Below are 14,384 nucleotides of genomic sequence, written 5' to 3'. Positions count from 1 at the left end.
TCTCGATGGTAGCCAACCGATTAAACAGGTGAGGAAATTATGAGAATCGGCATCACCGGCAAGCTCTTTATGGCTATTTTCGCGACTTGCATGTTGGTGTTAATTACCATGCATTGGGGAGTTAGAGCCAGCTTTGAGCGCGGTTTTATCGGTTATATCAAACAGAGCAATGAGCAGCGTATCGCCATGCTGGGCGAGGCTCTTGAGGTGCAATATCAACGCTACGGTAATTGGGACTTCCTGCGCAATAATGATCAGGTGATTTATCAGATCATGCGTTCGTTCGAACAGAGCGGCGATAGCAGCCGTAATCTGCCTCCCCGCGGCTGGCGCGCGCAATTCTGGGTGGTGGATAACCATAATAATCTGCTGGTCGGGCATAGCGGTCAGGTGCCAAATGGCGCCAGTCGCAGGCCGATAACCGTCAAGAAACAGGTGGTGGGCTGGGTGCTGTCGACACCACCGGAAAAGATTACCCGCAACGCCGATATTAACTTTGATCAGCAGCAGCGGCGCACCAGCTGGTTAATCGTCGGCTTATCGACACTACTGGCCGCGGCCGTAACCTGGTTGCTGTCACGCGGTATGCTGGCACCGGTAAAACGGCTGGTAGAAGGGACACATCGGTTGGCCGCAGGGGATTTCAGCACTCGGGTGGCGGTCAGCAGCCGTGATGAACTGGGGCGACTGGCACAGGATTTCAACCTGCTGGCCAGTTCACTGGAAAAAAACGAGCAGATGCGGCGCGACTTTATGGCCGATGTTTCTCATGAATTGCGCACCCCACTGGCGGTACTGCGTGGCGAGTTGGAGGCACTGCAAGATGGCGTGCGCAAATCAACACCGGAGTCATTGATTTCACTGCAAGCCGAAGTGGGAATCCTGACTAAGCTGGTCAACGACCTGCATCAGCTCTCTATGTCTGATCGTGGCGCACTGGCTTACCGCAAAACGCAACTGGACGCCGTCCGCCTGTTACAAATCGCCATTGCCAGCTTCAATGGCCGCTTTCACAGCAAAAATATGACTATCAGCGCCCGCCTGCCGGAACATGCGACAATGTTCGGCGATCCTGATCGTTTGAACCAATTATTTCATAATTTGCTGGAAAACAGCCTGCGTTATACCAACGAAGGTGGGCAGCTAGAGATAATCGCACTGCTGCAAGAAGAGACATTAACCCTCCACTGGCAGGACAGTAAACCGGGTATCAGCGACGAACAATTGCAACGTATCTTCGAGCGTTTTTATCGCACCGAAAATTCACGTAACCGTGCCAGCGGCGGGTCGGGGCTGGGCCTGGCAATATGTCATAATATTGTGGAAGCCCACGGCGGAAAAATCAGTGCTGAACATTCACCTTTGGGTGGCCTGCGGATTACGGTAGTATTCCCGTTATTCCATTCCAAAGGATAATTCACTGTAATGCATGAGCCGCTTCTGTCTGCCAGCCAGCCTGGCTGCGTATTGATTGTTGAAGATGAACCCAAGCTCGGCCAGTTACTGGTCGATTATCTGCAAGCCGCGGGATACCGCACGCAGTGGCTGACTAATGGATTAGAGGCCGTCGCCACCGTTCGCCACACTCCACCTGCCATTATTCTGCTGGATTTAATGCTGCCCGGTAGCGATGGCATCACCATTTGCCGTGAAATCCGTCGTTTCTCTGATGTGCCAATCATGATGGTCACCGCCAAAACCGAAGAGATTGACCGGTTGCTGGGGCTGGAGATCGGTGCCGATGACTATATCTGCAAACCCTACAGCCCACGGGAAGTCGTCGCTCGAGTCAAAACCATACTGCGCCGCTGCCATCAAGCACGAGAGCAAGCCACTGATAGCGCCCCCTTGATAATCGACGAATCCCGTTTTCAGGCCAGTTATCAAGGCCACTTGTTAGAGTTAACGCCAGCAGAGTTTCGCTTACTCAAAATATTGGCCACCCAACCGGGCCATGTATTCAGCCGTGAACAGTTATTAAATAACCTGTACGACGATTACCGCGTAGTGACGGATCGCACTATTGATAGCCATATCAAAAATCTGCGACGCAAGCTGGAGTCACTTGATGGTGATAAACCGTTTATCCGCGCGGTATATGGCATGGGGTATCGCTGGGAAGCTGAGATCTGTCGTTTAGTATAATTCCATTACCACCGAATCCTAATTATGCTGATATAAGGCGTAGTAAGCAGACTTCCTGTGAACGTTGACTACACTATTAGAGGTATTCCACCTACAGGAGAAACACTTATGGCCACGGGTCACTATGAGATTAAGAAGGCAAAGAATGGGCAGTATCATTTCAATCTAAAAGCCAGTAATGGTGAAATTATTCTCTCCAGTGAGATGTACGCCAGCAAAGCATCGGCTGAAAATGGCATCTCATCGGTACAAAGTAATTCGCCATTGGAAAGCCAGTTTGAACTGAAGCGCAACGTCAAAAACGAACCTTACTTCGTGTTGAAAGCGAAAAACCATCAAATTATTGGCGTCAGCGAATCCTACAGTTCTGAGTCTGCCGCCAAAAATGGCATTGCCTCTGTAATGAAAAATGGCCCGACCACTACAATTAAAGATCTGACGCTGTAATTCTTATTGATCAGATAGCACTATCTTCACCTACATTCGTGACTTAAATGTACCCGCGCGGGGCTGCTGACCGCGCACTCCCCCTCTTATATTGATCTGGATCATTTAAATCTTACAAAAATTGTGCCGTGGCTGATTTTCGCCATGAGCGAGGTTACAATCCTCGGCTTTTAGCCACCCCTTCGGGCGTGGTTCTGACTTGAACTCAGACTGAGAGCCACCTATGTCTTCATCTACACCATCATCGACCACCCCATTTACACCGGAGTTATTATCTCCTGCAGGTACCCTCAAGAACATGCGTTATGCCTTTGCTTACGGCGCGGATGCTGTGTATGCAGGCCAGCCACGTTATAGCCTGCGGGTACGAAATAATGAATTTAATCACGAGAATCTGGCATTAGGTATTCAGGAAGCCCATGATCTTGGTAAGCGCTTCTATGTGGTGGTGAACATTGCCCCTCACAACGCCAAACTCAAAACCTTTCTGCGTGATTTAAAACCGGTAATCGATATGGGGCCGGATGCACTGATTATGTCTGATCCAGGCCTTATCATGATGGTTCGTGAAGCCTTCCCGCAGATGGATATCCACCTGTCAGTACAAGCCAATGCCGTCAACTGGGCTACGGTCAAATTCTGGCAGCAAATGGGGTTAACTCGCGTGATCCTTTCCCGCGAATTATCACTGGAAGAAATTGCCGAAATTCGCACACAAGTGCCGGAAATGGAACTGGAGATTTTTGTTCATGGCGCACTGTGCATGGCCTATTCAGGGCGTTGTCTGCTGTCCGGTTATATTAATAAACGCGATCCAAATCAGGGTACCTGCACCAACGCCTGCCGCTGGGAATATAATGTTCAGGAAGGCAAAGAAGATGATATTGGTAATATTGTGCATATCCATCAGCCGATTGCGGTGAAAAATGTCGAACCCACTTTGGGAATCGGCGCACCAACCGATAAAGTGTTTATGATTGAAGAAGCCCAGCGCCCCGGCGAATATATGACTGCATCAGAAGATGAGCATGGCACTTATATCATGAATTCCAAAGACCTGCGTGCAATTCAACATGTAGAACGCCTGACCCAATTGGGAGTGCATTCACTGAAAATTGAAGGCCGAACCAAGTCGTTCTATTACTGTGCCCGCACCGCACAAGTTTATCGCCGTGCCATTGATGACGCCGTTGCCGGTAAACCTTTTGATACAACCTTGCTAACCACATTGGAAGGGCTGGCTCACCGCGGTTATACCGAAGGTTTCCTGCGCCGCCATGTGCATGAAGAGCAACAAACTTACGAATACGGTTATTCTGTCTCCGAGCGTCAGCAATTCGTTGGCGAGTTTACCGGTGTGCGCCGTGACGGTCTGGCTGAAGTGGTGGTCAAAAATAAATTCTCAGTCGGTGATAGCGTTGAGTTAATGACACCGAAGGGTAATATCCAATTTACCCTCGACAGTATGCAGGATAAAAAAGGTCAACCGGCGGATATTGCACCGGGCAATGGGCATATCATGTATTTGCCGATACCGATAGAGATTGATGTGGAATATGGCTTGTTGATACGTAATCTGAGTGGGACAAATAGCCGTAATCCCCATGAAAAAGCGTAACATAAACCAGTAAAAGAGAATGCTACCAACAAAGTGGTATTTTTAGCAATAATTAGAAATGGATCACATCAATTATAATGACACTGGGGTAGCATGGCTTGAGTACAATAAAGAACTAAAAAAGCTTTAACGCAAGACTAGGAACCACCTCCTTGGCTAGCCCAATCTCCCTTGGGCTGGCCTTTTCTTTTTTATTATTACATTAAACTTATTTTAATATAATTTAACTAAAAAATATTATTAATTATTTTTGTTAGAAAATTAAACAATAATAAGATAAAACCACTAACCTCTCTTAATTTAATATTTTATTCAATGTAAAATAATTAAAAAATATGCAATAAAAATAAATATCTATTTTATTCAACCTGAAATTCAATACTCCTCTCAATCATTATCTAATTAATCCAACATCCTTAAAGAGTTTGAGGCCGCAGGGGAATAACAAATTTGTTGAGAGTAGACTTAAATGTGGCTGTCGTGGTCTGGAAGAGGCCCACAGATAGGCCGCGTTATGGGCATAACTAATGCCCTGCAACGTCAAGCCAGAAGGGGATAGTCAAATTTAACTAAAATGGTTTATGGTTAACTCTATTGGAAAAATGCCCTGGAGCAATTATGACCTCAATGCCGCGTACACTTCTTATCCTGAACGGCAAAGAAGCGGGTAATCCTGAAGTTCGCAATGCAGTCAAGATGTTGCGTGAAGAAGGGTTTGTTCTTTATGTTCGCGTTACCTGGGAGCAAGGTGATGCTAAACGCTTTGTTGACGAATCCACGGCGCTTGATGTTCATACGGTCATTGCCGGCGGTGGTGATGGCACCATAAATGAAGTCGCTGATGCACTGATGACTGTAGCGGCGGAGCAACGCCCCTGCCTGGGAATCTTACCACTGGGTACCGCCAATGACTTTGCCACCAGTTGCAGCATTCCCCTGCAACTGGACAATGCGTTGCAACTGGCCGTCAAAGGCCGTGCGGTAGCAATCGATTTAGCAAGGGTCAACAACGAACGCTATTTTATCAACATGGCCACCGGTGGCTTTGGCGCACGCATTACCACCGAAACCCCAGAGAGGCTTAAAGCAGCACTGGGAGGTGTTTCTTATTTTATTCATGGTCTGATGCGTATGGATGCACTCAAAGCAGATAGTTGCGAAATACATGGCCCAGACTTCGCATGGGCGGGTGATGCATTGGTGATCGGCATTGGTAATGGCAGGCAGGCAGGTGGCGGCCAACCGCTTTGCCCGACGGCAATGATCAATGATGGGCTGCTTGAGTTACGGTTACTGACAGCAGATGAACTGCTTCCTGCCTTGCTAAACAGCTTACTCAGTGGTGAGAAGAACAAAAGTGTGGTTGAAGCCACCTTACCCTGGCTGGAAATTTCCGCGCCGCACGATATTACGTTCAATTTGGATGGAGAACCGATATCGGGTACCCATTTCCGCATAGAAGTGGTGCCCAATGCTCTTCAGTGCCGCCTGCCGCCAAATTGTGAACTGTTAGGCTAAATCCCCCCAAGGAGGCTGACGCCGGTTAGCCTCTAACTCATTTTCTTCCTTTCTATGGCTTTCCTTCCCTGCTCTGTTTCAACTGCGCTGCGCCCTCAACAATAACAATTACGTAATTCCGCCAAAAACTTTCATTTCGATTATTTTTTATTTCATTGTTAATATTCACTTTGAAAGATTTATCTTTCAAAGTGTGATCTATATGCAATAAATAGATCCAAAAAATGATTATGGTAGTACTCGTGGCGACAGACAAGATGCAGTTATCTATTTTGATACCTCGCATGTTGAAACCGCTTTTTATGCGGTCTTATAAATTTTTTCCATAAAACAGCCATAACCTCGATTACTAGGAGAAAAAGAATGATTGAACTTATAACCCACGGAGCCGAGTGGTTTATCGGGCTCTTCCAAAAAGGGGGAGAAGTTTTTGTTAGCATGGTCACCGGGATTTTACCGTTATTAATCAGTTTATTAGTCATCATGAACGCCCTGATAAAATTTGTTGGTCAGGATAGAATCGAGCGTCTGGCGCAACGTTGTGCGGGCAACCCCGTTTCCCGCTACCTACTGCTGCCACTGATTGGTACTTTTGTTTTCTGTAACCCGATGACTTTAAGTCTTGGGCGCTTTATGCCAGAAAAATACAAACCCAGTTATTACGCGGCAGCGTCTTACAGTTGTCACTCAATGAATGGTTTGTTCCCACACATTAACCCAGGTGAGTTGTTCGTCTACTTAGGCATCGCCAGTGGTTTAACCACACTTGGCCTGCCACTGGGTCCATTAGCCGTCAGTTACTTCCTGGTCGGGTTGTTCACCAACTTCTTCCGCGGTTGGATTACTGATCTGACGACCTCCATCTTTGAACGCAAGATGGGTATTCGTTTGGACCGTACCGTACAACTTTAATTTTTAAATCAGATACATACTGTGTGGAGCAGATCATGAGTGAATTTATCAGGATTGAAAAAGGTGAAGGCGGTTGGGGGGGGCCATTGGTGTTACCAATCGTTCCTGGCAAAAAAATTGTCTACATCACCGCCGGTACCCGCCCGGCCATTATTGACCGTATCAGCGAATTGACTGGCTGGGAAGCCGTCGATGGATTCAAAGAAGGTGAGCCGCCTGCGGAAGAAATTGCAGTAGCCATTATTGATTGTGGCGGCACCTTACGCTGCGGTTTGTATCCAAAACGTCGCATTCCAACCGTCAACATCCATTCAACCGGTCAATCCGGGCCTATGGCGCAATACATACTGGAAGATATTTACGTCTCCGGTGTGCGTGAAAAGAATATCCATAAAGTCAGTGGGTCTGACCATGCCACCGCAAGCGTTGCGCCAGCAGAACCGGTCAGCACGGCAACCACCGCAACTAAAGGTGCCCGTGATTACGATACCAGCAAAAAAATCACTGAACAAAGTGATGGTTTGCTGGCAAAAGTCGGGATGGGCATGGGGTCGGTAGTGGCCGTGTTCTTCCAGTCAGGTCGCGACACTATCGATACCGTCCTGAAAACCATTTTACCGTTTATGGCCTTCGTATCGGCATTAATCGGCATCATCATGGCATCCGGTTTAGGTGACTTTATTGCTCATGGCTTGACACCACTGGCTAGCAGCCCGATTGGTTTAGTGCTTCTGGCATTGATCTGTTCCTTCCCTCTGCTGTCACCGTTCTTAGGCCCAGGGGCGGTTATCGCACAAGTTATCGGCGTATTAGTTGGCGTACAAATTGGTCTGGGAAATATTCCACCACAATTGGCTCTGCCAGCATTATTTGCGATTAACGCTCAGGCAGCCTGTGACTTTATTCCAGTCGGTCTGTCACTGGCCGAAGCCAAGCAAGATACCGTGCGAGTCGGTGTTCCGTCAGTGCTGGTAGGCCGCTTCCTGACCGGCGCACCGACAGTATTAATTGCCTGGGCCGCCTCCGCCTTTATTTATCAGTAAGCGCTAAATACAACATTATCGGTAATACATTCAACGGTTAAGGATGTACGTATGAATACTATCTATCAAACAACCATTACCAATATCGGTGATAGTGCGCGTGAAGCGCTACTGGATGACATGCTCATTACCTTCCGTGAAGGGGCACCAAAAGATATTGAGGAGTTCTGTTTTATCCACCAACACAGCATTACCGAGGGGGAATTACAGGCTGGCAACATTATGGAACTGGCACAGCATCGCTACGTCATCACCGCAGTCGGCGATGTTGCCACCCAGAATCTGCGCGAACTGGGGCACGTCACTATTCGTTTCAATGGTGACGTGCAGCCGGAGTTCCCAGGGTCCATCCATGTCAACGGCCCGACACCCAGTGATATTCCCATCGGAAGTTCATTGAAGTTTATTCGTTAATTTATATCCGACATCAATGGAGTTGCAGTGAGTGCCACTAACCCCGTTGCAGCTTCACGTTCGAAGGATAATTTTGGAGGTAGTTATGTCACAACAAGTAGCAGTAGTGATTGGTGGTGGGCAAACTTTGGGGGCATTTTTATGCCACGGTCTGGCTGAGGCAGGTTACAAAGTTGCGGTTGCCGATTTAAATTCAGCCAATGCACAGTTAGTTGCTGATCAGATTAATACAGAATATGGTGCAGGTCGCGCATATGGTTTTCAGGTTGATGCCACCAATGAAAGCAGTGTTCAAATGCTGGCAAAAGCGGTAGATCAGAATTTCCACCAAACCGATTTGTTAGTTTACAGTGCGGGTATTGCCAAGGCTGCGCCGATTACTGATTTCCCGCTGGATGATTTTGACCGCTCGCTACAGGTAAATTTGGTGGGTTACTTCCTGTGCGCCCGTGAATTCTCGCGCTTAATGATTCGTGATGGAATTGCCGGGCGCATCATCCAAATCAATTCTAAATCAGGTAAAGTGGGTAGCAAACACAACTCCGGTTATAGTGCTGCGAAGTTTGGTGGCGTCGGGCTGACACAATCATTGGCACTGGATTTGGCGGATTACGGTATCACCGTGCATTCTCTGATGTTGGGTAATTTGCTCAAATCACCGATGTTCCAGTCACTTTTACCGCAATATGCCGCCAAATTGGGCATTAAAGCGGATGAGGTTGAAAAATATTACACCGATAAAGTGCCACTAAAACGCGGTTGTGATTACCAGGATGTACTGAATACTCTGCTGTTCTATGCAAGTGATAAAGCGGCCTATTGTACCGGGCAATCGATTAATATTACCGGTGGTCAGGTGATGTTTTAACGTCGTCAGTTATCAACCCCGAATCACTGACTCCCCCCGTGATTCGGGTGCATAAGTGCAGCTAACAACGCTGCGGCGTCAAGGGAAAAAGGTATTACTCGAAGCCATTGGCGTTGTAGCAAGGCAGCAAACGAATAAATCCCGATGAGCTTACATTAGTAAGTGATTCGGGTGCATAAGTGCAGCTAACAACGCTGCGGCGTCAAGGGCGAAGAGTAAAAGGAAAGAAATATGTCCCCCACATCTGCGCTAATAAGCATTGTCATCATCGCCTGGGTATTGCAAATCCTGCTCGGCTGGTGGCAAATCAATCGGTTTAACCGCGCTTTTGACCGCCTTTGTCAGCACAGTAAATCAGTCGGTGTTGGCAGGTCTGGCGGGCGTTTTAAACCCCGCGTAGTGATGGCACTGGCATTTGATGAAAATATGCACGTCAGCGATAGCATGATCATGCGTGGTATTAGCGTTTTTGCCCGCCCGCGCGCACTGCCCCAACTTCATGGGTTACATCAGCGGGATTTAATTCCGGATGTGATCTTTCCTACGGATACCGCATGTCAAACTGCACTATCATTAGCGATTAAACCGAAATCATGATATTTTCATAATGAAAGTTATTATTTTTCATGTGAAAGTTATGCCTAAAAGAATAGGCAATAAAAATACTTGAACGGGGATCGTTATGAAACCAAAGCAGCGACAGGTTGCAATCCTGGAATATCTTCAGCAGCACGGTAAGACAGCAGTCGATGAACTCGCCGCCCAGTTTTCAACCACCGGTACGACAATCCGTAAGGATTTAACCAGTCTGGAAAAAGAAGGGGCGGTTATCCGTACCTACGGTGGCGTGGTATTAAATCGCGATGATGTTGAACAACCGATTGACCGTAAAACGCATATTAATACTGATAAGAAAAAACAAATTGCTCAAGCTGCCAGTAAACTGATCAAAGACGGTGACAGCCTGGTTTTTGATGCGGGGAGCACGGTGCTGCAAATGGTACCGCACCTGACAAAATTCAATAATATCACGGTGATGACTAACAGTCTGCATATCGTCAATGAGCTGGTTGAACTGAATAATGATCAGACAATCCTGATGCCCGGTGGCACTTACCGTAAAGGTTCGGCCTCTTTTCATGGCAGCCTGGCGGAATCGGCATTTGATAATTTTAGTTTTGATAAACTCTTTATCGGCGCAGATGGTGTCGATTTGAAAGCCGGTGTCACCACGTTTAACGAAGTTTATCATGTCAGCACAGCGATGTGCCGCGCCGCGAGCCGCATCATTCTGTTAGTCGACTCTTCCAAATTTGGCCGTAAAAGCCCAAATGTAGTTTGCCCGTTAAGCACCGTCGATACCCTGATTACTGATAAAGGGATTAGCCCGGAATATTTACAGGCGCTGCAAGAAATGGGTATTAACATCATTCTGGTTGATAAAAATGACTAATCCATTGATTACCTATGCCCGCGAAACATTAGAAATTGAGCTGGCCGAAGCTCATAAGTTACTGTCACGATTAGATAACAATTTTATCCGTGCCTGCGAGCTGCTGTTAGCCTGTACCGGCAAGGCTGTAGTCTCCGGTATTGGCAAATCCGGCCATATTGGTAAAAAAATTGCCGCATCACTGGCCAGCACCGGCACCCCCTCATTCTTTGTTCATCCTGCTGAAGCACTACACGGCGATCTGGGTATGATTGGCCGGCAAGATGTGCTGATTTTTATCTCTTATTCCAGTCGTGCTAAAGAATTGGACCTGATCCTGCCCCTGTTGGCCGATAGCCATATTCCGGTAATTGCCATCACAGGCGGTTTAGAGTCACCCTTAGCGCAAGGCGCGGCCTGCGTATTGGATATAAGTGTCGAGCACGAAGCCTGCCCAATGGGTTTAGCCCCAACATCCAGCGCAGTCAATACCCTGATGATGGGGGATGCACTGGCGATGGCCTTGATGCGCCACCGTGGTTTTAATGCTGAAGATTTTGCTCGCTCACATCCTGGCGGCAGCTTGGGAGCAAAGTTACTCAATCGGGTTCATCATCTAATGAGAACCGGTGACCGACTGCCAGTAGTGAATGAATCTGATACCGTGATGGAAGCGATGTTAGAGCTTAGCCGCACTGGGCTTGGGCTGGTAGCCGTGTGCGATCCAAACCAACGGGTGGTTGGGGTATTTACCGACGGTGATTTGCGTCGCTGGTTGGTCAAAGGCGGCACATTGCAACAACCGCTTGGCGGAGCTATCACCCGGCCAGGCTACCGATTACCAGAGCAATGGCGTGCCGGTGAAGCGCTGGAAGCACTGCATCAGCACCACATCAGTGCGGCACCGGTGGTTAACCTGGATGGGAAACTGGTTGGCGCACTGAACTTACACGACCTTCATCAGGCCGGTGTGGGCTGATATCTCCGTCAGCTTTCAAGTTGCAGATGTGTTGGAAGCACTCACACTCAGGGCCTCGTCTCTGCGAGGCCGCAGCAAGCCGCCTTCCTGCATCTTAAAATCTGTTGGGTACAATTGCTTGGGCAATAGCGACTGAAGCAGGATCATCGGGGTAAACCATCATGATCTGCACTGCTATTTATCGACAAACATCAGTGCCAGTTAGGATCTTGCTGTAGCTGCGCTTTTAACATGGCCTGAATACGATCACTCGGGTGACCAAGCCATTGATACGTAGAGAACTCACTCGGTTTATCCACTGCTTGTGGTTTGTCCTCTACCGTAATGCGCACCCCCCATGCCTGCCATACCTGTTTTTTATCCTGACTGAACGCTATCAACATAAAATTATTACCACAATCGTGGGGCTTGCAAATACGCCCTACTTTGTACTGCTGCCCTTCCCAGGTAATAACCTCATAGGGAGAGGATGTTCCTGTCCCTTTACGTGCCCAGGTAGGAAGGTTTTTCTGCCCCTTAACCATTTTTTGCCAGCTATTTTTATAAACGGGCTGTTGCAGCAGATCGGCGGCAGTGGCCCGAGATAGTGCAGCAGGTGCGGTGACTGATGGTGCTGTAACTGAGGATTCTGAGGTTGATGGTTCAGAGGTTGATGGTTCAGAGGTTGATGGTACAGTAGCTGGTTGTGCAATAGCCCAAGAGCTGACACTGAGTACTGTCCCCGCAAAAAGACAATGGAGGGTTTTCTGACCTTTCATCATCGGTATCCTTATAATTTGATTAATTGATTTACCAAGCGTTAAACGTAGCCCAGTGCAACGGACTTGTCGGCGTGGTGTTAGTTTGCCTGTCTATGACCATCAACGGATGAAAAAGTTGATCCATAACACGAATTTTCATCCTAATTCTCGTTATAGCATAATCTGTATGACAGCTTGAGTTAAGCTATAAACCATACGACTATCAGAAGGCCATGCCATGTTAACTTTTGAGTTACCCGAAGAACCCGAGAAGCTGTATTACTCTGCGGGGAATACCCATCCGCTGGCGAAACTTGAAAGTGATAAAATCATTCAGATGGTCATTGATCTCGATGTTGCCAATTCCGACAGTGAACATTATGTCACGGGCTGGATGGGCCTCAATAGTGTGGTGGTAATACGTAATTATCAAAACAAGCGTGGTACCGCCAATGGTTTTGTCGTAAATATTGGGAATCGCTATCGCCAGAGCGTTCAGTCGATTGAATTTCGTATCCCTAAGGTCGTGTTGTGGATGAGTTTTCGCCGCAAGCCACGCACGATGGAACTCATTACATACGAAACACTCGGTGATCAACCGAGTGGGATGCAGCAATACCGCAATATTCTCGACGAAGAATTGCGCCAACAACTCGATGCTGATTGGTGCAAGCTGAATGACTATCTGGGCGCGGCCTGCTGGCAGCTCGAAAACGACACACCGCTATGGCAACAAGCCCATCGGCAGATCACGCCACAAGCAGTCCACCAGCTAGTCGATGCCACTATTTTCCGAACCAAAAACTTGCAAACCGACGGCGATTACGCGGGTTTTTGGGCCGGAGAATACTTCTTTGCCATCAGGCGCCCCACTGAAGCCAATCCTCTGCCCGCCATGCAAATTTCCTGGCGGGAAGATGAGAAAGAGATCGGCAGCTATCAGTTTGATATAACTAAAGATGAAGCGGGTGAGCCGAAGCTATCCTTGTGTATCCGCCCACGCAAAGGCGCGGATAGCTATATCCTTAACCGTTTTGACGCACACCATCTGCAACGGGTTATCGCCATGTTTGATATGGCACAGCGCTATTTGCTGGCACGGTAGCCCGTGACTCGTAATATATGAAATATCTATTCCCAAAGTCATTGGAGCCGCAGGTAGGCTGCAAGTGAACACATCCCGATGAGCTTACTCAAGTAAATGATTCGAGTGCGTGAACGCCGCTAACCCTTACGACTTCAAGGATGAAGGCATAACCAAAGTCATTGGAGCCGCAGGTAGGCTGCAAGTGAACACATCCCGATGAGCTTACTCAAGTAAGTGATTCGGGTGCGTGAACGCCGCTAACACCCCTGCGACTTCAAGGACGAAGGGTATTACCACCATTGATGGAAATGATGCACCGGCCCGACCCCCTGCCCCACTTCAAGGGTATCGGCTTGTAACAGCGCGCCTTGCAGATAGTGTTTGGCGGCGCCCACGGTATCCGCCCAATTGCTATACCGTGGGCGCAACGCCGCCAGTGCTGCTGACAAAGTGCAGCCGGTGCCGTGCGTATGACGGGTATTGACTCGTGATGTGACAAAGCGCTGTTCGCCCTGCGCGGTAAACAGCCAGTCCGGACTCTCTTTACCGCTCAGATGCCCACCTTTCATTAATACGCCCTGACAACCTAAAGCGAGTAACGCTCGCCCCTGCTCACACATTTCTTGTTCGTTGCTTGCAGGCTCGCACTCTAACAATGCCGCGGCCTCTGGTAAATTTGGCGTAATCAGAGCAACCTGCGGTAACAGTAACTGGCGTAGTGCGTCTACCGCCTGCGGTGCCAACAACGGGTCACCACTCTTCGCCACCATTACCGTATCCAGCACGACAAATTCAATGGAGTATCGACATAACTGGCTCGCGACAATCTCGACGATAGCGGCGTTGGCTAACATTCCTATTTTGGCGCTATCGATACGCACGTCACTGAGTACAGAATCCAGTTGCGCGCTAACAAAAGTAGGTTCAATGGGATAAATCGACTGCACACCGCAGGTATTTTGTGCCACCAGCGCAGTGATCACACTGGTGCCATAAGCGTGCAATGCCGAAAAGGTTTTCAGATCAGCCTGAATACCGGCACCGCCACTCGGGTCAGTTCCAGCAATCGTCAGCGTATTAATACGTTTCATGAATACGACTCCGTACTCATGTCGGTGAGAACTAAAATGGCAGGGTCAGCAAAGAGCACTGAAGAAAAAACGGTAGGTTGAACGTACATA

At 48.3% G+C, this 14,384-nt stretch carries 15 protein-coding genes; 13 read left to right on the top strand and 2 right to left on the bottom strand.

The features are described from left to right. Window positions 1–39 precede the first annotated feature (39 nt). From baeS to gutQ, 12 genes are all read left to right on the top strand, one after another. A complete protein-coding gene (baeS, locus tag YALDO0001_RS09680) occupies window positions 40–1,416 on the top strand; it encodes an envelope stress sensor histidine kinase BaeS (protein WP_004702513.1) in 1,377 nt (458 codons plus the stop codon). A 9-nt stretch (window positions 1,417–1,425) separates the two neighbouring features. Next, window positions 1,426–2,145, top strand: coding sequence for an envelope stress response regulator BaeR (gene baeR / locus YALDO0001_RS09675; protein ID WP_004702511.1), 720 nt, complete (start codon window positions 1,426–1,428; stop codon window positions 2,143–2,145). Window positions 2,146–2,253: 108 nt separating this feature from the next. Continuing rightward, window positions 2,254–2,592, top strand: coding sequence for a YegP family protein (locus YALDO0001_RS09670; protein WP_004702508.1), 339 nt, complete (start codon window positions 2,254–2,256; stop codon window positions 2,590–2,592). Between the two features lie 223 nt (window positions 2,593–2,815). After that, entirely contained in the window at window positions 2,816–4,210 is a 1,395-nt protein-coding gene (gene trhP, locus YALDO0001_RS09665) for a prephenate-dependent tRNA uridine(34) hydroxylase TrhP (protein WP_042839665.1), read from the top strand. Window positions 4,211–4,837: 627 nt separating this feature from the next. Next, the gene (gene yegS, locus YALDO0001_RS09660; protein ID WP_082167843.1) at window positions 4,838–5,728 is read left to right on the top strand and encodes a lipid kinase YegS; all 891 of its coding nucleotides are present in this window, start codon (window positions 4,838–4,840) and stop codon (window positions 5,726–5,728) included. A gap of 363 nt (window positions 5,729–6,091) precedes the next feature. Beyond that, the gene (gene srlA, locus YALDO0001_RS09650; protein WP_042548066.1) at window positions 6,092–6,640 is read left to right on the top strand and encodes a PTS glucitol/sorbitol transporter subunit IIC; all 549 of its coding nucleotides are present in this window, start codon (window positions 6,092–6,094) and stop codon (window positions 6,638–6,640) included. Between the two features lie 35 nt (window positions 6,641–6,675). After that, complete coding sequence (gene srlE, locus YALDO0001_RS09645; RefSeq protein WP_042839661.1) at window positions 6,676–7,683, top strand: PTS glucitol/sorbitol transporter subunit IIB; 1,008 nt, start codon at window positions 6,676–6,678, stop codon at window positions 7,681–7,683. A 51-nt stretch (window positions 7,684–7,734) separates the two neighbouring features. Further along, window positions 7,735–8,097, top strand: a complete 363-nt coding sequence (gene srlB, locus YALDO0001_RS09640; protein ID WP_004702498.1) for a PTS glucitol/sorbitol transporter subunit IIA — start codon at window positions 7,735–7,737, stop codon at window positions 8,095–8,097. 85 nt (window positions 8,098–8,182) lie between these two features. Then, window positions 8,183–8,965, top strand: a complete 783-nt coding sequence (gene srlD / locus YALDO0001_RS09635; RefSeq protein WP_004702495.1) for a sorbitol-6-phosphate dehydrogenase — start codon at window positions 8,183–8,185, stop codon at window positions 8,963–8,965. A gap of 231 nt (window positions 8,966–9,196) precedes the next feature. After that, on the top strand, window positions 9,197–9,562 hold the full coding sequence (gutM, locus tag YALDO0001_RS09630) for a transcriptional regulator GutM (protein WP_004702494.1): 366 nt from the start codon (window positions 9,197–9,199) through the stop codon (window positions 9,560–9,562). 85 nt (window positions 9,563–9,647) lie between these two features. Continuing rightward, a complete protein-coding gene (gene srlR, locus YALDO0001_RS09625; protein WP_004702492.1) occupies window positions 9,648–10,418 on the top strand; it encodes a glucitol operon DNA-binding transcriptional repressor SrlR in 771 nt (256 codons plus the stop codon). Further along, the gene (gene gutQ, locus YALDO0001_RS09620; protein ID WP_042839660.1) at window positions 10,411–11,376 is read left to right on the top strand and encodes an arabinose-5-phosphate isomerase GutQ; all 966 of its coding nucleotides are present in this window, start codon (window positions 10,411–10,413) and stop codon (window positions 11,374–11,376) included. The genes srlR and gutQ overlap by 8 nt, the downstream gene beginning before the upstream one ends. Before the next feature lie 191 nt (window positions 11,377–11,567). Here gutQ and YALDO0001_RS09615 read toward each other — a convergent pair whose 3' ends face one another. After that, the gene (locus YALDO0001_RS09615) at window positions 11,568–12,134 is read right to left on the bottom strand and encodes an inhibitor of vertebrate lysozyme family protein (protein ID WP_042839658.1); all 567 of its coding nucleotides are present in this window, start codon (window positions 12,132–12,134) and stop codon (window positions 11,568–11,570) included. Between the two features lie 220 nt (window positions 12,135–12,354). Between YALDO0001_RS09615 and YALDO0001_RS09610 the strand changes: the two genes are divergently transcribed. Beyond that, window positions 12,355–13,221: a hypothetical protein gene (locus tag YALDO0001_RS09610; protein ID WP_004702488.1), complete on the top strand. Its 867-nt coding sequence runs from the start codon at window positions 12,355–12,357 to the stop codon at window positions 13,219–13,221. 272 nt (window positions 13,222–13,493) lie between these two features. Here YALDO0001_RS09610 and thiD read toward each other — a convergent pair whose 3' ends face one another. After that, window positions 13,494–14,294, bottom strand: a complete 801-nt coding sequence (gene thiD / locus YALDO0001_RS09605) for a bifunctional hydroxymethylpyrimidine kinase/phosphomethylpyrimidine kinase (protein WP_004702487.1) — start codon at window positions 14,292–14,294, stop codon at window positions 13,494–13,496. Window positions 14,295–14,384: the final 90 nt, after the last annotated feature.

The organism is Yersinia aldovae ATCC 35236 (genome assembly GCF_000173735.1).
In the GTDB taxonomy this organism is placed as follows: Bacteria; Pseudomonadota; Gammaproteobacteria; order Enterobacterales; family Enterobacteriaceae; genus Yersinia; species Yersinia aldovae.
Note: the sequence above shows the minus strand (reverse complement) of the source record. Positions and strands in the feature narration are given on the sequence as shown.

What these genes read in the sequence shown, in the direction of transcription:
- baeS (WP_004702513.1), top strand. Translation starts at nt 40, where the DNA reads ATGAGAATCGGCATCACCGGCAAGCTCTTTATGGCTATTTTCGCGACT.
- baeR (WP_004702511.1), top strand. Translation starts at nt 1,426, where the DNA reads ATGCATGAGCCGCTTCTGTCTGCCAGCCAGCCTGGCTGCGTATTGATT.
- YALDO0001_RS09670 (WP_004702508.1), top strand. Translation starts at nt 2,254, where the DNA reads ATGGCCACGGGTCACTATGAGATTAAGAAGGCAAAGAATGGGCAGTAT.
- trhP (WP_042839665.1), top strand. Translation starts at nt 2,816, where the DNA reads ATGTCTTCATCTACACCATCATCGACCACCCCATTTACACCGGAGTTA.
- yegS (WP_082167843.1), top strand. Translation starts at nt 4,838, where the DNA reads ATGCCGCGTACACTTCTTATCCTGAACGGCAAAGAAGCGGGTAATCCT.
- srlA (WP_042548066.1), top strand. Translation starts at nt 6,092, where the DNA reads ATGATTGAACTTATAACCCACGGAGCCGAGTGGTTTATCGGGCTCTTC.
- srlE (WP_042839661.1), top strand. Translation starts at nt 6,676, where the DNA reads ATGAGTGAATTTATCAGGATTGAAAAAGGTGAAGGCGGTTGGGGGGGG.
- srlB (WP_004702498.1), top strand. Translation starts at nt 7,735, where the DNA reads ATGAATACTATCTATCAAACAACCATTACCAATATCGGTGATAGTGCG.
- srlD (WP_004702495.1), top strand. Translation starts at nt 8,183, where the DNA reads ATGTCACAACAAGTAGCAGTAGTGATTGGTGGTGGGCAAACTTTGGGG.
- gutM (WP_004702494.1), top strand. Translation starts at nt 9,197, where the DNA reads ATGTCCCCCACATCTGCGCTAATAAGCATTGTCATCATCGCCTGGGTA.
- srlR (WP_004702492.1), top strand. Translation starts at nt 9,648, where the DNA reads ATGAAACCAAAGCAGCGACAGGTTGCAATCCTGGAATATCTTCAGCAG.
- gutQ (WP_042839660.1), top strand. Translation starts at nt 10,411, where the DNA reads ATGACTAATCCATTGATTACCTATGCCCGCGAAACATTAGAAATTGAG.
- YALDO0001_RS09615 (WP_042839658.1), bottom strand. Translation starts at nt 12,134, where the DNA reads ATGAAAGGTCAGAAAACCCTCCATTGTCTTTTTGCGGGGACAGTACTC.
- YALDO0001_RS09610 (WP_004702488.1), top strand. Translation starts at nt 12,355, where the DNA reads ATGTTAACTTTTGAGTTACCCGAAGAACCCGAGAAGCTGTATTACTCT.
- thiD (WP_004702487.1), bottom strand. Translation starts at nt 14,294, where the DNA reads ATGAAACGTATTAATACGCTGACGATTGCTGGAACTGACCCGAGTGGC.